Annotated in this window: 15 protein-coding genes; 6 read left to right on the forward strand and 9 right to left on the reverse strand. The window is 65.4% G+C overall.

Going from position 1 to position 15,661, the window contains the following annotated elements; translation table 11 throughout:
* Positions 1-5 precede the first annotated feature (5 nt).
* From AC1DXS_RS13235 to AC1DXS_RS13265, 7 genes are all read right to left on the reverse strand, one after another.
* Positions 6-785: an ATP-binding cassette domain-containing protein gene (locus AC1DXS_RS13235; protein WP_477737952.1), complete on the reverse strand. Its 780-nt coding sequence runs from the start codon at positions 783-785 to the stop codon at positions 6-8.
* Between the two features lie 180 nt (positions 786-965).
* On the reverse strand, positions 966-1,862 hold the full coding sequence (gene ssuC, locus AC1DXS_RS13240) for an aliphatic sulfonate ABC transporter permease SsuC (protein WP_477737953.1): 897 nt from the start codon (positions 1,860-1,862) through the stop codon (positions 966-968).
* A gap of 15 nt (positions 1,863-1,877) precedes the next feature.
* Entirely contained in the window at positions 1,878-3,041 is a 1,164-nt protein-coding gene (gene ssuD / locus AC1DXS_RS13245) for an FMNH2-dependent alkanesulfonate monooxygenase (RefSeq protein WP_477737954.1), read from the reverse strand.
* 38 nt (positions 3,042-3,079) lie between these two features.
* Complete coding sequence (locus tag AC1DXS_RS13250; RefSeq protein WP_477737955.1) at positions 3,080-4,093, reverse strand: sulfonate ABC transporter substrate-binding protein; 1,014 nt, start codon at positions 4,091-4,093, stop codon at positions 3,080-3,082.
* 20 nt (positions 4,094-4,113) lie between these two features.
* The gene (locus tag AC1DXS_RS13255; RefSeq protein WP_477737956.1) at positions 4,114-5,142 is read right to left on the reverse strand and encodes a sulfonate ABC transporter substrate-binding protein; all 1,029 of its coding nucleotides are present in this window, start codon (positions 5,140-5,142) and stop codon (positions 4,114-4,116) included.
* Positions 5,143-5,288: 146 nt separating this feature from the next.
* On the reverse strand, positions 5,289-5,888 hold the full coding sequence (gene ssuE, locus AC1DXS_RS13260; RefSeq protein ID WP_477737957.1) for an NADPH-dependent FMN reductase: 600 nt from the start codon (positions 5,886-5,888) through the stop codon (positions 5,289-5,291).
* Between the two features lie 142 nt (positions 5,889-6,030).
* Positions 6,031-7,071: a sulfate ABC transporter substrate-binding protein gene (locus AC1DXS_RS13265; protein WP_477737958.1), complete on the reverse strand. Its 1,041-nt coding sequence runs from the start codon at positions 7,069-7,071 to the stop codon at positions 6,031-6,033.
* Between the two features lie 180 nt (positions 7,072-7,251).
* On the opposite strand from AC1DXS_RS13265, the gene AC1DXS_RS13270 reads away from it, so the two are divergent.
* Together AC1DXS_RS13270 and mnmC are read left to right on the forward strand one after the other, a co-directional pair.
* Positions 7,252-7,524, forward strand: a complete 273-nt coding sequence (locus AC1DXS_RS13270; RefSeq protein WP_477737959.1) for an oxidative damage protection protein — start codon at positions 7,252-7,254, stop codon at positions 7,522-7,524.
* 123 nt (positions 7,525-7,647) lie between these two features.
* Positions 7,648-9,552 carry a bifunctional tRNA (5-methylaminomethyl-2-thiouridine)(34)-methyltransferase MnmC2/FAD-dependent 5-carboxymethylaminomethyl-2-thiouridine(34) oxidoreductase MnmC1 gene (gene mnmC / locus AC1DXS_RS13275; protein WP_477738012.1) on the forward strand — a complete coding sequence of 635 codons (1,905 nt, stop codon included), beginning with the start codon at positions 7,648-7,650 and terminating at the stop codon, positions 9,550-9,552.
* Here the strand turns inward: mnmC and AC1DXS_RS13280 are convergent.
* Both AC1DXS_RS13280 and AC1DXS_RS13285 read right to left on the reverse strand, forming a co-directional pair.
* Complete coding sequence (locus AC1DXS_RS13280; RefSeq protein ID WP_477737960.1) at positions 9,549-10,358, reverse strand: response regulator; 810 nt, start codon at positions 10,356-10,358, stop codon at positions 9,549-9,551. The two genes, mnmC and AC1DXS_RS13280, sit on opposite strands and share 4 nt — an antisense overlap.
* A 120-nt stretch (positions 10,359-10,478) precedes the next feature.
* Positions 10,479-11,732 carry an ABC transporter substrate-binding protein gene (locus tag AC1DXS_RS13285; protein WP_477737961.1) on the reverse strand — a complete coding sequence of 418 codons (1,254 nt, stop codon included), beginning with the start codon at positions 11,730-11,732 and terminating at the stop codon, positions 10,479-10,481.
* Positions 11,733-11,953: 221 nt separating this feature from the next.
* Here AC1DXS_RS13285 and AC1DXS_RS13290 point away from each other — a divergent pair, with 221 nt between their 5' ends.
* From AC1DXS_RS13290 to AC1DXS_RS13305, 4 genes are all read left to right on the forward strand, one after another.
* On the forward strand, positions 11,954-12,745 hold the full coding sequence (locus AC1DXS_RS13290; RefSeq protein WP_477737962.1) for a sulfite exporter TauE/SafE family protein: 792 nt from the start codon (positions 11,954-11,956) through the stop codon (positions 12,743-12,745).
* 71 nt (positions 12,746-12,816) lie between these two features.
* Positions 12,817-14,628, forward strand: coding sequence for a nitrite/sulfite reductase (locus tag AC1DXS_RS13295; RefSeq protein ID WP_477737963.1), 1,812 nt, complete (start codon positions 12,817-12,819; stop codon positions 14,626-14,628).
* Between the two features lie 11 nt (positions 14,629-14,639).
* Positions 14,640-15,035, forward strand: coding sequence for a DUF934 domain-containing protein (locus AC1DXS_RS13300; RefSeq protein ID WP_477737964.1), 396 nt, complete (start codon positions 14,640-14,642; stop codon positions 15,033-15,035).
* Between the two features lie 5 nt (positions 15,036-15,040).
* Positions 15,041-15,661 (forward strand): phosphoadenosine phosphosulfate reductase domain-containing protein, encoded by a 621-nt coding sequence (locus tag AC1DXS_RS13305; protein WP_477737965.1) that lies wholly within the window; start codon positions 15,041-15,043, stop codon positions 15,659-15,661.

The raw sequence follows: 15,661 nt of genomic DNA on the forward strand, positions 1-15,661 counted from the left end.
AAAGTTCAAACCGCCCAGCGCACGCCGTGCACCGGCGTGTTAGGCCATCGCGGCTCGCTGGGTGAAATCGCCTCGCCGGGTTGCTGCAGCACGCGGTCCAGGATCTTTTTCTCGATCTGGCCGAACAGCGGGTCGCTGCGTTCACGCGGGCGGCTGATGCGCACGCGCTCGTCGAGCGCAATGCGGCCGTCCTCGATCAGGATCACGCGGTCGGCCAGCGCCACGGCCTCCTGCACGTCGTGCGTAACCAGCAAGGCGGTAAAGCCGTTGCGCTGCCACAGTCCTTCGATGAGCTGGTGCATTTCGATGCGGGTCAGCGCGTCCAGCGCGCCCAGCGGCTCGTCGAGCAGCAGCAGGCGCGGGTTGTGCACCAGGGCCCGGGCCAGCGAGACGCGCTGGCGCTGGCCGCCCGACAGGCGCGCCGGCCAGTCGGGCTGGCGGTCGGCGAGGCCCACCTGGGCCAGCACGTCGGCCGCGGCCGCATGGCCGCCGGGCGGCAGGCCCAGTGCCACGTTGTCAATCACGCGGCGCCAGGGCAGCAAGCGTGAATCCTGGAACATGATGCGGGTGTCTTCGCGCAGGCCAGTCACGTCCTGGCCGTCCAGGCGTATGCTGCCTTGCGTGGCGGCCTCCAGCCCGGCCACCAGGCGCAGCAAAGTGGACTTGCCGCAGCCGCTGCGGCCCACGATGGCGACAAACTCGCCGGGCTCAATCACGAGTTCGGTGTGCTGCAGCACCTGGCGTTTGCCATAGCGTTTCGAGAGCCCGCGGATTTCCAGGCGCACGCCGCGATTGGGTTCGCCCCCCTCCGTTCGGGCTGAGCTTGGCCTGTCCTGAGCTGCCTGTCCTGAGCTCGGTCGAAGGGGACGAAGGGTCGAAGCCGGGGAAAGTCCTTCGACAAGCTCAGGACGAACGGAGGAAAACCTGGTGCGAGGAACATGGATTTCTGTGGACATGTTCGTTCCTCAAGCCGCAACCGACTGGTAGCCGGGATGCCAGCGCAGCCAGTAGCGCTCCAGCCCGCGTGCGAACATGTCGGCCAGCTTGCCCAGCAAGGCATACAGCAGGATGCCGACCAGCACCACGTCGGTCTGCAAAAATTCCCGGGCGTTCATGGTCAGGTAGCCGATGCCGGCCTGCGCCGAAATGGTTTCGGCCACGATCAGGATCACCCACATCAGGCCCAGCGAAAAACGCAAGCCCACCAGGATGGACGACAGCGCGCCGGGCAGGATGACTTCGCGGTACAGCTGCCAGCGCGTGAGGCCATAGGTGCGGCCCATCTCGATCAGGCCCGGGTCCACATTGCGTATGCCGTGGAAGGTGTTGATGTAAATCGGGAAGAAGACCGACACCGCGATCAGGAACAGTTTGGCGGTTTCGTCGATGCCGAACCACAGGATCACCAGCGGGATCAGCGCCAGCGCCGGGATGTTGCGCACCATCTGTATGGTCGAGTCGAGCAGGGTTTCGAAAAACTTCACCGAGCCGGTCAGCAGGCCGACGGCCAGGCCCAGCCCGCCGCCCACGGCCAGGCCCGCGAGCGCCCTGCCCGCACTGACTTTCACATGGGTCCACAGCTCGCCCGAGGCCGACAGCGTCCAGGCGGCCTTGAGCACTTCGGACGGCGCCGGCAACACGCGGGTGGACAGCCAGCCCAGCGAAGAGGCGATCTGCCACAGCGCGATCAGACCCACAGGCACCACCCAGGGCAGCAGGCGTTGGCCGAGGTCGCGCAGGATGGCGGCAAACTGAATACGCGGCAGCGAGACACCCGGGCCCAGCGGCAAAAAGCCCAGGCCGGGAGCGTCCACGGTGTCGGGCACCGGGGTCACCTGGAGTTCACGAAGAGAATCTGTCATGGCGGTGTTCCGGGTTCAGCTTTGCGACACGCGCGGCAGGTAGTCATTGGCCACGACTTCGCCGAAGGGCCCGTTAAGCACCTGGCCGGGCAGCTTCTGGCGCAGCCTGCGCGGCAGCAGCGGGAAGACCAGTTCGGCAAAGCGGTAGGCCTCCTCCAGGTGCGGATAGCCCGAGAGCACAAAGGTGTCCAGACCCAGGGCCGCGTATTCCTCGATGCGCGCGGCCACGGTTTTCGGGTCGCCCACCAGGGCGGTGCCGGCGCCGCCACGCACCAGGCCCACACCGGCCCAGAGGTTGGGGCTGATTTCGAGCTCGGCGCGCGTGCGCTTGCCACCGCCCGCATGCAAGGCAGCCATGCGGCGCTGGCCTTCGGAATCCATGCGCGAAAACGCTGCCTGCGCGCGGCCCACGGTGTCGTCGTCGAGCCGGCTGATCAGGCTCTCGGCGGCGCGCCAGGCTTCGTCCTCGGTCTCGCGCACGATGACGTGCAGGCGTATGCCGAACTCGACCTTGCGGCCCAGCCTCTCGGCGCGGGTCCGCACGTCGGCGACTTTTTTGGAGACTTCGGCCGGCGGCTCGCCCCAGGTCAGGTAGGTGTCGACCTGTTCGGCGGCCAGCGCATGGGCCGGCGCAGAAGAGCCGCCGAAATACACGGGCGGATGCGGCTTTTGCACCGGCGGATACAGCAGCTTGGCGCCTTTGACGCTCAGGTGTTCGCCCTGGAAATCAAAACTTTCGCCGGCGTGGCTGCGCGCGAGGATCTCGCGCCAGATGCGGATGAATTCGGCCGACTGCTCATAGCGCTGCGTGTGGTCCAGGTAGACGCCATCGCCTTCGAGTTCAGCCTGGTCGCCGCCTGTGACCAGATTGATCAGCAAGCGCCCGCCCGAGAGCCGGTCAAAGGTGGCGGCCATGCGCGCGGCCAGGCTGGGCTGGTGCAGGCCGGGGCGCACCGCCACCAGGAACTTGAGGTTTTTGGTGACGGGCAAGAGGCTGGCGGCCACCACCCAGGGGTCTTCGCAGGAGCGGCCGGTGGGAATCAGCACACCTTCATAGCCCAGGGTGTCGGCGGCGGTGGCGACCTGCTTGAGGTAATCGTGGTTGACCTCGCGCGCGCCTTCGCCCGTGCCCAGGTAGCGGCTGTCGCCGTGGGTGGGAATGAACCAGAAAACCTGCATGGAAAAACTCCTTGAATACGGGGTGGTTTGCACTGCGCTTATTTGCGCGCGACTTGGGTGGCTTCAGGCCGCCAGACGATGTCGGCCACCTTCACTGGACGAGGGATCAAGCCAAGCCGCAAAAAGGCATCGGCCACACGCTGCTGGTCGGCAATCGCGGCGGCATTGAGCGGCCCCACGGGCGACACCGGACGGCGCTGGATAAACAGGCTCACCACGCCGGCGTCCAGCCCGCTGAACTCGGACACCAGCTTGATGGCCTCCGTACGATTGCTTTGCACCAGCGCATCGGCGCGGCTCAGTTCTTCAAACAGCGCCGAGAGAGTCTGCGCATGCTGGCTGGCAAAGGGGCGCGAGGCCAGGTAGAAGGAGTTGTTGCTCGACAGCTCACGCCCCGTGGCCAGCACGCGCGGCTTGATGGCGAGTTCTATCGCGGCGTAAAACGGATCCCAGATGGCCCAGGCGTCCACGCTTTTGCGCTCGAAGGCGGCACGCGCGTCGGCGGGTGCCAGGTAGATCGGCTGGATGTCGTCCCACTTGAGGCCGGCCTTGTCGACCGCGCGCACCAGCAGGTAGTGGGCGCTGGAGCCTTTTTGCAGAGCGATCTTTTTGCCCTTGAGGCCGGCCAGGTTGCGTATGGGCGAATCGCCGAGCACCAGGACGGCCGAACTGTCGGGCTTGGGCGGCTCGACGCCGACATAGACCAGCTCCTTGCCGGCGGCCTGGGCGAACACGGGCGGCGAATCACCGGTCAGGCCGAACTCCAGGCTGCCCACCGACAGCGCTTCCAGCAGCTGCGGCCCGGCGGGGAATTCGGCCCAGGTGATTTTGGTGTTCGGAAAGCGCTTTTCGAGCACGCCTTTCTGCTTGAGGATGACCAGGTTGACGGCGGACTTCTGGTAGCCGATGCGCAGTTGCTCCGGCGCTTTTTCAGCCTTGGCGGCGGCCGGCTGGGCCTTGGCGCCCTGAAGCCCCAGTCCCCACAGCGAAGCCGTGGTGGCGAAGATCTGCAGGAAGCGTCGTCGCAGTTGTAGCGGTGTGAGGGTGTTCATGGTGAGGTCCTTGCAGCCGATCACGGGGCGGGCTTGTAGGCGGCATCACTGACATTGATGGCCTTGGGAATCAGCTTGAGCTCGAAGAAGGTGTCGGCCAGTTTTTGCTGGTCGGCGATCACGCTGGCCGGCACGGGCTGGACCTTGAACTCATAGCGCTTGAGGCTGGTCTCAACCACGTCGACCGGCAGGCCTTGCAGCGGCGCGATCAGCTCGGCCGCCTTTTTGAGGTTGGCCTTGAGCCAGACGCCCCGCTCCACCGAATCGTCAAACAGGGCCTGGATGACCTTGGGGTTTTTGGCGACGAAACCGCGCTCGGCCAGGTAGTACTGGTAGTTGTTGACCACGCCCTTGCCGTCGGCCAGAACGCGCGCGCCTATGGCTTTTTCCGCGGCCGCGGTGAAGGGGTCCCAGATCACCCAGGCATCCACGCTTTTGCTTTCGAAAGCGGCGCGTGCATCGGCGGGTGGCAGGTAGACGGGCTGGATGTCGCTGAGCTTGAGGTGGTTTTTCTCGAGCAGCTTGACCAGCAGGTAGTGGACATTGCTGCCCTTGTTGAGGGCGACCTTCTTTCCCTTGAGTTCGGCCACGGACTTGATGGCGGAGTCTTTGGGCACGACGATGGCCTCGGCTTCAGGCGCGGCCGGGTCATAGCCGATGTAAGCGAATTTGGCGCCTGCCGCCTGGGCGAAGATGGGGGGTGCTTCACCCACATAGCCCACGTCCACGGAGCCGAGGTTCAGGCCTTCGAGCAGTTGCGGGCCGGCCGGGAACTCCACCCACTTGACCGTGGCATTGAGCGGCTGCAAACGTTTTTCGAGCGTGCCTTGGGCTTTTTGCAGCACAAACAGGCTGGCGGCTTTCTGGTAGCCGATGCGCAGCTCGACCTTTTCGGCGTTTCCTTGCGCATGGGCCACGGGCAGGCTCAGCAAGGTGATGACGCCCGCGATCGCGGCGGCCAGCAGCAGGCCCAGGCTGAAGTCGAGCCAGGTGCGTGCCCTGGGGGGCTGTTGGGAAGTGCCGGGTGTGCCGGCGGAGGGGGTGCTCATGGGATGTCCTTTTCAGTGGTCTTTTCCGGGTGCGCGACCGGCGAGAGGCAAAGCTACGCCCGGCCGCCTGCCTGGCGGTTTCAAAATTGGCGTCGAGGGTTCAGGGCGGCGGCTGAACGATCAGCCCGCGCGCCCCGGTGAGGAGTTCAAACGCTACATCGCACCCGGGAAAAGTGCACCGGCTCAAAGCCGGCCGTGGCCGGCTGGCGAAAGCTTTCCGCCAGCAGGGACAGCACCGCGTCGTCGAGGCGCACGGCGATGTCGGGGCCGACCTCGTAGCGCTTGTCGGCCGATTGCGGCACCTGGGAATCGGTGGCGTAAACACCGGGCAGGATGTGGCGCGCGGCCAGCGCCTGCAGCACCGGGCGCAAGGCATAGTCCAGCGCCAGCATGTGGTGCGGGCTACCGCCTGTGGCCAGCGGCAGCACGGTTTTTTCTTTCAGCGCGGTCTGCGGCAGCAAATCCAGCAGCACCTTGAGCAGCCCGCTGTAGGCCGCCTTGTAGACCGGCGTGGCCACGACAACGGCGCGCGCCCTGGCGATCTGCGCTATCGCCTTGACGATGGCCGGATGGCCCCATTCAGCCAGCAGCAGCGCCTCGGCCGGCAGCTCACGGATGTTGAGGCGCTCGACCACCAGCCCGCCGCGCAGGGCCAGCCTGTGGTTGACCGAATCGAGCAGTGCTGAGGAGCGCGACTGCTCGGACGGGCTACCGGCGATCAGCAGGACGGATTGTTGCGAAGACATTAGTAAAAGTTTTCCCTGAAGTGCCTTGGGCAACCAAGCGCGGTGTGACAGTTCTCTTATTCCAGTGCCGGCGCGGAACCGGCTCAGCCGGGCCGCAGCGGGCGCCCCCTGGGGGGAGGCGGCCAGAGGCCGCTTCGGGGGGTTACTTTCTCGTGTAGATCTGGTCGAAGGAGCCGCCGTCGGCAAAGTGTTCCTTATCCGCCTTGGTCCAGCCGCCGAAAGCCTGGTCGATGGTGAACAGGTTCAGCTTGGGGAACTGCTTGGCGTACTTGGCAATGGCCTTTTGCGAAACGGCCGGGCGGTAGAAATTCTTGCCGGCGATGTCCTGGCCTTCTTCCGAGTACAGGTACTTCAGGTATTCCTCGGCCACGGCGCGCGTGCCTTTTTTGTCCACGTTCTTGTCGACGACGGCGACGGCGGGCTCGGCCAGGATGCTGAGCGAAGGTGCGACCACGTCGAACTTGGCGCCGAATTCCTTTTCAAGCAAATAGGCCTCGTTCTCCCAAGCGATCAGCACGTCGCCCTGGGCACGCTGGGCAAAGGTGATGGTGGAGCCGCGGGCGCCGGTGTCCAGTACCGAGACGTTGCCGTACAGCTTGGCGACAAACTCCTTGGCCTTGGCGTCGCTGCCGTATTTGCGCTTGGCGAATTCCCAGGCCGCCAGGTAGTTCCAGCGGGCACCGCCCGAGGTCTTGGGGTTGGGCGTGATCACATTGATGCCGGGTTTGATCAGGTCGTCCCAGTCCTTGATGCCCTTGGGATTACCCTGGCGAACCGCCAGCACGATGGTGGAGGTATAGGGCGAGGAATTGTGCGGCAGCTTTTTCTGCCAGTCGGCCGACAGCCAGCCGCCGTTTTTGACCAGTGCGTCGGTGTCGCCGGCCAGGGCCAGGGTGGCGACGTCGGCATCCAGGCCGTCAATGATGGAGCGCGCCTGCTTGCCGGAGCCGCCGTGCGATTGCTTGATGGTCACGTCCTGGCCGGTCTTGGCTTTCCAGTATTTGCTGAAAGCCGCGTTGTATTCGACATAGAGCTCGCGTGTCGGGTCGTAGGACACGTTGAGCAGGGTCACGGGCGGCTGCTGGGCCTGGGCCGTCAGCAGTGACCCTGCCAGCGTCAAACCCAAACCCAGGGCGGCGGCGGTGCGGGTGGAAACATTGATAAAGTTGCGGCGTGAAGTCATGGTTGCTCTCTTTTCCAGGAAATGCATGTCAAATGCGAACAAAATGGATTCTGGAAGCAGCCTTAAAAAACTGGAACGAATAAAAACTCAGTTCTTTATTCCGTAAACATCCTTGGACATCCTCGGATCGTTTTTTTGCCCCCTTTGATCCCCCACTAGCTACACGAAAGAACCCTCGCCATGGCACGCCTCGTCAAATGCATCAAGCTCGGCCAAGAAGCCGAAGGCCTGGACTTTCCGCCTTACCCCGGTCCCCTGGGCAAGCGCATCTGGGAAGAAGTCAGCAAGCAGGCCTGGGCGGACTGGATGAAGCAGCAGACCATGCTGGTCAATGAAAACCGCCTGAACCTGGCCGATGCCCGTGCCCGCCAGTACCTGGCGCGCCAGATGGAAAAGCACTTCTTTGGCGAGGGCGCAGACGCCGTCCAGGGTTACGTACCGCCAAATCCATAAGGCCCCCACGCTTGTCGCTTCGCGTACTACGCTGCCCCCCGAGGGGGCGCTGCGCCTGCGGCCCGGCAAAGCCGGTTCCGCGGCCCCGGCTAGTCTGGGTCCGAAGTCCCGCGCTTGTTGGCCATGGCTGAGGTGATCGAGTGGCTGGACGACGGCACCGCCGGCGGCAGCCCGTTCAGCCCGCGTTTCGGCGACCGCTACCGCAGCGAACTCGGCGGGCTGGACCAGGCTAAAGAAGTTTTCCTCAAAGGCTGCGGCCTGCCCGGGGCCTGGGCCGGCCAGCCGCAATGGACGGTGCTGGAAACCGGTTTCGGCCTGGGCCTGAATTTTCTGGTGACCTGGGCCGCCTGGAAAGCCGACCCGAACCGCCCCCGCCTGCTGCATTTCGTCTCGACCGAGGCCTTTCCCGCCAGCGCGGCCGACGTGCTGCGCAGCGCCCAGACCCATCCTGAACTGATCCCCTTTGCCGAGCAATTGCGAGCCCAGCTCTGGGGTTTGCTGCCTGGCTTTCACCGCCTGGTTTTCGATGGCGGCCGGGTCTTGCTGACGCTGTGCATAGGCGACGCCAAGGCCATGCTGCGCGAACAATCTTTTGAGGCCGATTCGGTTTACCTGGACGGCTTCAGCCCGCAGCGCAACCCCGACATCTGGGATGTGCACACCTTCAAGGCGGTGGCACGCTGCTGCCGGCGCGGCACGCGCGTGGCCACCTGGACGATTGCGCGCAGCGTGCGCGATGCGCTCGCGCAGTGCGGCTTTGTGGTGAAAAAAGTGCCGGGCATACCGCCCAAGCGCGACAACCTGCAGGGCGAATTCAACCCGGCCTGGGAGCCCAAAAAAGCGCAGCCTGCCCCCCGGCGGCGCGCACCGTCAAGCTGCGTCGTTATCGGGGCAGGCCTGGCCGGCGCGGCGGTGGCAGCGAGCCTGGCGCGACGCGGCTGGCAAGTGACGGTGCTGGATGCGGCGGAAGAAGCCGCTGCCGGCGCGTCGGGCCTGCCCGCCGGCTTGCTGGCGCCGCATGTGTCGCCCGACGACAGCCCGCTCTCTCGCCTGTCGCGCCATGGCATTCGTGCCACGCTGCAGCAGGCTGGGGTCTTGCTGGGGGATAGCGACTGGGCCCCTACCGGCGTGCTGGAGCATGCGGTCGAACATCCGCGCAAGCGGCCTGAAGCCTGGCAGGCGGCGGATTGGGCCGAGGCCGCTGGCGACTGGAGCCGCCCGGCGGATGCCGCGCAACTGTCGCAATGCGGCCTGCCGGCCGACACGCCCGCGCTGTGGCACGCACGGGGCGGCTGGATCCGCCCGGCGGCCCTGGTCGACGCGTGGCTGGCCACGCCGGGGGTGCAGTTGTACGSCCGGTCGGCAGTGAGCCGCCTGAGCCAGGCCTCGGGCCAATGGCGGGTGTTTGACGCGCAAGGCCGGGAACTGGCCCGCGCCGAGCTGGTGGTACTGGCATCGGGCTATGCGAGCCGCGCGCTGGCTGCCAGCGCCGATACCGGGACGGGCAAGGCCGGCGGCGAACTCGCGCTGCAAGCCATACGCGGCCAGGTCAGCTGGGGCCGGCATGAGCCTGGCGCGGCGGGCGCCCTGCCCCCTTTCCCGGTGAACGGCCACGGCAGCCTGGCGCCCGCCGTGCCCTTGCCGGGCGAGGCCGGTAGCCTGGCCTGGGTCATGGGCTCCAGCTTTGAACGCGACAACCCGCGCGCGCAGACGCGGCCCGAGGACGACCTGCACAACTTCAGCCGGCTGCAAACGCTGCTGCCGCAAACGGCGCGCGCGCTGGCCGCACAGTTTGAAACCGGCCAGGTGCAGAGCTGGGCCGGCGTGCGCTGCGCCACACCCAGCCGTATGCCGGCGTTGGGGGAACTGGAATCGGCGTTGTGGGTGTGCAGCGGCATGGGCTCGCGCGGGCTGAGCTTTGCGGCGCTGTGTGGGGAATTGCTGGCAGCCAGGCTGCATGCAGAGCCGCTGCCCGTGGAGCAGCGCCTGGCCGATGCACTCGCGCCGCAGCGCACGCCGCCCGCTTAGGTTTGGCGCGAACTGCGCAGCAGGTACTTGAGTTTTCCGGGATGCAGGGGTTTGCGCAGGCTGCCGCGTGCACCGGCAAACCAGCCGCGCACCGCGTCGACGGGCGTCAGGTTGTTGCCGGTCAGGATCAGGAACTCGACGGGCGGGCGTGAGGCCTCGACGCGTTTGACCATCTCCCAGCCTTCGATGTCGGGCAGGTCCATATCGAGGACGACCAATTTGTAAAGTCGCGTATCCAGGAGCTTGAGAGCCTCGGTGCCGCTGGCGGCTTCGTCCACCAGCGTGTGGCCGGCCATCGCCAGCCTGGCGCGCAGGTACAGGCGCGCATCGCGGTCGGCATCCACCACCAGCACCTCGGCCTGCTGGGCTTCGGGCGCGGGCGCCTCGAGCGGCGATGGCGCGGTGGGGGCTTCGGAATCAAAGTCGAGGTCCAGGTCCAGCATGGCGCTGGATTCGGACAGCAGGTCCAGGTCGAGGTCGGTGTTCGCCCCTTTGTCGGCGGCTTGGGCCTGCTCGGCCGCAAGCAGCGCGTCCATGCCCTCGATCACGGCCGCCCATTGCAGCGGGCGCTTGACCACAAGATGGGCCCGCTGCGGGGCGTTGTCGCCGATCCAGACCAGTTTGAGATCGTCGTGCGCGGGATTGGCCAATTCGATCGCGGCTTCCCAGCTGTCGCCGTCTACCAGAGCCAGGTCGGCCTCGTCGGGCGCGGTGGCGGTCCACAGCGCATAGGCGACGGGTCGGGTTTCGGAAAGGCGGAATACGGTGTTCAGGGCGTGACGCTCTACGTCATCAAACCCAAACACTTTTACAAATATCCGCTTGACAGCCTCACCACCCGTATTCGTCATGTGGATCGATTATGGGGGATTCGGCGTGGCCCTTTTCATCATGCCCCTGAAATCGGCGCACGCGTTGCCAAAAGGTCACTTCATGGCCGCGGCCGGACGGCGGGCCTTGACATAGTCATCTGGTGGCAGGTAAGCCTTGCCGTCGGCATAGCGCCACTGCACCATGGTGCCCTTGTTGCCGCGCAGGTCCAGCTTGCCGACGTAGGCGCCCATGGTGGACTGGTGATCGATGGCGCGGAATTCAGCCGGGCCGAAGGGGGTGGAGAACTTCAGCCCGCGCAGCGCCGCCACCAGCTTTTCGCTGTCGGTGGAATTGGCTTTGCGAATGGCCGCGAAGATGGCCTGCATGGTGGCATAGCCGACCACCGAGCCGACCTTGGGATATTCGTTGAAACGGCGGTAGTAATTGGCGGCGAAGCTGGCGTGCTCGCGCGAGTCGATCTGGTCCCAGGGGTAGCCGGTCACGATCCAGCCCTTGGGTGTTTCGTCTTTCAGCACGTCCAGGTATTCGGGCTCGCCCGAGAGCAGCGACACCACCGGCACCCTTGGGAAGATGCCGCGCTGGTTGCCTTCCCGCACCAGTTTGGCCAGGTCGGCGCCAAAGGTCACGTTGAAGATGGCATCGGGTTTGCTCTGCATGGTGGCCTGCAGCGTGGTGCCGGCATCGAGCTTGCCGAGCGCCGGCCACTGCTCGCCGACGAATTCCACGTCGGGGCGTTTGGCCTTGAGTAGCTCCTTGAAGGCCGCCACTGCGCTGGTGCCGTATTCATAGTTGGGGGCAATCACAGCCCAGCGCTTGGCCGGCAGCTTGGCGGCCTCTTCGACCAGCATGGCGGCCTGCATATAGGTACCGGGGCGCAGGCGGAAGGTGTAGCGGTTGCCTTTGTCCCAGATCAGGGCATCGGTCAGCGGCTCGCTGGCGATGAACACCTTCTTGTTCTTCTGCGCATGGTCGGCCAGCGCCAGGCCGACGTTGGAGAGGAAGCCGCCGGCCAGCACATCGACCTTTTCCTTGGAAGTCAGCTCGATCGCATGGCGCAGGGCCTCTTCGGGCTTGCCGGCGTCGTCGCGGGCGATGACCTCGACCTTGCGGCCCAGCAGGCCGCCGGTGACGTTGACCTCTTCGACGGCAAGTTGCCAGCCCTGGCGGTAGGGCTGGGTGAACTGCGGAATGGTCGAATAACTGTTGATTTCGCCGATCTTGATGGTGGGCTTAGAGCCGCCCTGTGCCAGCGCCAGGGTGGCCGCGGACGCCAGCACCAAGCCACCCAGCAAGGCGGATTTTGTAAATTTCACGGTGTTCTCCAAAAAGTATGCGATGCGTTCCATCAAGCCGGCACAACGGGGTAGCCAGCCGGGAAAAGCAGGGACTGTACCAGCGCATTGTGAATGCCGGGGAGTGCCTTGGGGACAAGCGTGGAAATTCTTAAACGATTCGCCCCTCAAACTCGCAGGAAACCCGCATAAATACTTGCGAATAAGCTTATCCGGATAACGGCAGAACAAATGTGTAGTTTGTTTTTATAAGCCGGGCACTTACATTTTCCGCCATGCATGAATTTGCCTTCGTATTTGCCGGCTTTGCCGTGGGTCTGGTGGTGGGCCTGACCGGTGTGGGCGGCGGCTCGCTGATGACGCCGCTGTTGATCTTCTTTTTCGGCATCAAGCCGCACCTGGCCATTGGCACCGACCTGCTGTTCGCCGCCTTCACCAAGATGGGCGGCACCGTCAGCCTGGCCCGCGCCCGCGCGGTCGACTGGAAAATCGTCGGCCAGACCGCGGCCGGCAGCATCCCGGCCTCGCTGGCAACTCTCTATATGTTGCAACGCCTGGGCCCCGCCAATCCAGCCACGCAGACCATCATGACGACCACGCTGGGGATTGCGCTGCTGCTGAYGGCCGGCGCCACCCTCTACAAGGCGCTGCGCGGAAAGGCCGCCCCGGTCACCATCACCGCCGAAGAAATCGGCCAGGCCACGCGCTCGCGCCACTGGGCGCTGCCGCTGCTGTTCGGCGCGGTCATCGGCACGTTGGTCACCCTGACGTCCGTCGGCGCGGGCGCCATCGGCGTGATCGTGCTGATGCTGCTATACCCCACCCTGCCGCTGCCGCGCATCGTGGCGGCCGACATCGCCCACGCCGTGCCGCTGACGCTGGTCGCCGGCCTTGGCCACGCCTCCATCGGTTCGGTCGACTGGTCGCTGCTCATCAAGCTGCTGGCAGGCTCCCTGCCCGGCATCTGGCTGGGCTCGCACCTGGTGCACAAGACGCCGGACCGCGTGATCCGTTCGCTGCTCTCGGTGCTGCTGGCCTATGCCGGCGTGAAACTGATCTCGATCTGATCCGCCAGGCCGCTTTGGTCCGCTGAATCCGCTTTCCTTCAATAAAAATCTCACGTTGAACCCCGACAGCCATGTACCAATACACAGAATTTGACCGCGAGTTCGTCCAGGCCCGCGCCAACCAGTACCGCGACCAGCTGAGCCGCTGGCAGGCCGGCAAGCTGCCGGAAGACGAATTTCGCCCTCTGCGCCTGCAAAACGGCTGGTATGTGCAGCGCTACGCGCCCATGCTGCGCGTGGCCGTGCCCTACGGCGAGCTGTCGAGCGCACAGGTGCGCGTGCTGGCCAAAATTGCCCGCGAATACGACCAGCCCAATGCGGCGCTCTTCAACGACGCCCAGGCCAAGCAGGACAAGCTGGGCCCCGTCAACCTCAAAAGCGGCCTGTCGGTCAGCTCCAAGCTGACAACCGGCTATGCCCACTTCACGACGCGCCAGAACGTGCAGTACAACTGGATTCCGCTGGACAAGTCGGCCGACGTGATGGACCTTCTGGCCAGCGTCAACATGCACGGCATCCAGACCAGCGGCAACTGCATACGCAACATCACCAGCGACGAACGCGCCGGCATCGCCGTCGACGAGATCGCCGACCCGCGGCCCTTCGGCGAAATCCTGCGCCAGTGGAGCACGCTGCACCCCGAGTTCGCCTTCCTGCCGCGCAAGTTCAAGATCGCCATCAGCGGCGCCCGTGAAGACCGCGCCGCCACGGCCTGGCACGACGTGGGCCTGCACCTGGTGCGCAATGCCGAAGGCGAGCTGGGCTTCAAGGTGCTGGTGGGCGGCGGCATGGGCCGCACGCCGGTCATAGGCACAGTGATACGCGAGTTCCTGCCCTGGAACCAGATCATGAATTACCTGGAAGCCGTGGTGCGCGTGTACAACCGCTACGGCCGCCGCGACAACATTTACAAGGCCCGCATCAAGATCCTCGTGAAGGCTGAAGGCCAGCGCTACATCGACGAGGTCGAGGCCGAGTACAAGCAGATCATCGAACACGACGGTGCGCCGCACACCATCACCCAGGAAGAACTGGACCGCGTGACGGCCTCATTCGTGCCGCCCACGCTCAAGTGCGACCGCAAGAGCGCCGACGTGAAGATCGCCAACATCCTGCGCGCCGCTGCAGAGGACGACATCGAGTTCGGCCGCTGGCTGCAACGCAACGTGGCGCCGCACCAGAATCCCGACCTGCGCGCCGTGACGCTGTCCTTCAAGCGCCTGGGCCAGGCCCCCGGCGACGCGACGGCCGACCAGCTCGACATCGCCGCCGACCTGGCCGACCAGTTCAGCGCCGGCGAGGTGCGCGTCACGCACGACCAGAACCTGCTGCTGCCCTGGGTGCGCTGCGACGAGCTGCCTGAACTCTGGCGCGCCGCCCGCAAGGCCGGTTTTGCCAAGCCCAACGTCCGTCTGCTGACCGACATGATCGCCTGCCCCGGCGGCGATTTCTGCTCGCTGGCCAATGCGCGCTCCATCCCCATCGCCGAAGCCATCACCGAGCGCTACCAGGACATGGACGAGCTGCACGACCTGGGCGAAATCGACCTGCACATCAGCGGCTGCATCAACTCCTGCGGCCACCACCACAGCGGCCACATCGGCATCCTGGGCGTCGACAAGGACGGCCTGGAGTGGTACCAGGTCTCGCTGGGCGGCTCGGACGGCTCCGCGCTGAGCGGCGCCTCGGTGCCGGGCAAGGTTGTCGGCCCCTCGTTCACGGGCGCCGAAGTGCCTGAAGTCATCGAGGCCGTGCTCGACACCTACCGCCAGCTGCGCGAAGACGGGGAAACCTTCATCGCGACCTTGCGCCGCGTCGGCATGGATCCCTACAAGGCCGCCGCCAAGGCCGCGCGCTTTGCCCCCAACACCGTCGCGCACTGAAAGAAATGACGATGAAACTACTGCCTTTCAACGAACACAGTGGCACCGAGCAAGCCGGCGTGCTGGCCATCGCGAACGACGCCAATCCCTTTGAGGTGTCGCTGGCCGGTGTCACGCGCATTGACCTGCACTTTCCGAAGTTCACCGACGGCCGCGCCTACAGCCAGGCTTTTTTGCTGCGTCGCCGCCGCGAATTCAAGGGTGAAATCCGCGCCACCGGCGACGTGCTGGTGGACCAGCTGGCGCAGATGGAGCGCAGCGGTTTTGACACCGCGGTGCTGCGCGCAGACCAGGACATGGCCGTTGCCCAGCGCGTGCTGGGCAGCTACCCGGGTTACGCCGCCGGCAAATACCAGGGTGATGCGGTAGACGTGCAACCCCACTTCAAGGAAGCGGCTGCCGCCTGAACACCATGAGCCTCAACCTTGAAAAAATCAACGCGGAACTCGGCCGCAATGCGCAAGGCCTGGTGGACTGGGCCGTGGGATTGGGCCGGCCCGCCATCGTCACCACCAATTTCCGCCCCTTCGAAGCGGTGATCCTGCACATGGTGACGCGTGCCAATCCCCGCGTTCCCGTGGTCTGGATGGACAACGGCTACAACACCGAGGCCACTTACCGCTTCGCCGATGAAGTGACGAAGCTGCTCAAGCTGGACCTGCATATTTACCTGCCGCGCCGCTCCCGTGCGCACCGCGAGGCCGTCGAAGGCCCGACCCCGGCGCTGGACGCCCCGCGCCATGCGGCTTTCACGGAAGAAGTGAAACTCGAGCCATTTGCCCGTGCCCTGCGTGAAACCGCGCCCCAGGTCTGGTTCACGGCCCTGCGCGCCACTGATACCGCGGTCCGCGCCCAGATGGACCCGGTCAGCGTCAACCCCGACGGCCTGATCAAGGTTGCGCCGCTGCTGCACTGGTCGTCGAAGGACCTCTACCAGTACTGCGAAATCAACCGCCTGCCCAACAACTTCGACTATGTAGACCCTACCAAGGGCGAAGACAACCGCGAATGCGGCCTGCACCTTGCGCACTGA

It is taken from the genome of Polaromonas sp. P3_B1, from assembly GCF_056402935.1.

Excerpts from the sequence above, each read along its gene's own strand:
- AC1DXS_RS13270 (WP_477737959.1), top strand. The coding sequence starts at position 7,252 with ATGGCACGCCTCGTCAAATGCATCAAGCTCGGCCAAGAAGCCGAAGGC.
- ssuC (WP_477737953.1), bottom strand. The coding sequence starts at position 1,862 with ATGACAGATTCTCTTCGTGAACTCCAGGTGACCCCGGTGCCCGACACC.
- ssuE (WP_477737957.1), bottom strand. The coding sequence starts at position 5,888 with ATGTCTTCGCAACAATCCGTCCTGCTGATCGCCGGTAGCCCGTCCGAG.
- AC1DXS_RS13305 (WP_477737965.1), top strand. The coding sequence starts at position 15,041 with ATGAGCCTCAACCTTGAAAAAATCAACGCGGAACTCGGCCGCAATGCG.
- AC1DXS_RS13255 (WP_477737956.1), bottom strand. The coding sequence starts at position 5,142 with ATGAGCACCCCCTCCGCCGGCACACCCGGCACTTCCCAACAGCCCCCC.
- AC1DXS_RS13285 (WP_477737961.1), bottom strand. The coding sequence starts at position 11,732 with ATGGAACGCATCGCATACTTTTTGGAGAACACCGTGAAATTTACAAAA.
- AC1DXS_RS13250 (WP_477737955.1), bottom strand. The coding sequence starts at position 4,093 with ATGAACACCCTCACACCGCTACAACTGCGACGACGCTTCCTGCAGATC.
- ssuD (WP_477737954.1), bottom strand. The coding sequence starts at position 3,041 with ATGCAGGTTTTCTGGTTCATTCCCACCCACGGCGACAGCCGCTACCTG.
- AC1DXS_RS13300 (WP_477737964.1), top strand. The coding sequence starts at position 14,640 with ATGAAACTACTGCCTTTCAACGAACACAGTGGCACCGAGCAAGCCGGC.
- AC1DXS_RS13265 (WP_477737958.1), bottom strand. The coding sequence starts at position 7,071 with ATGACTTCACGCCGCAACTTTATCAATGTTTCCACCCGCACCGCCGCC.
- AC1DXS_RS13295 (WP_477737963.1), top strand. The coding sequence starts at position 12,817 with ATGTACCAATACACAGAATTTGACCGCGAGTTCGTCCAGGCCCGCGCC.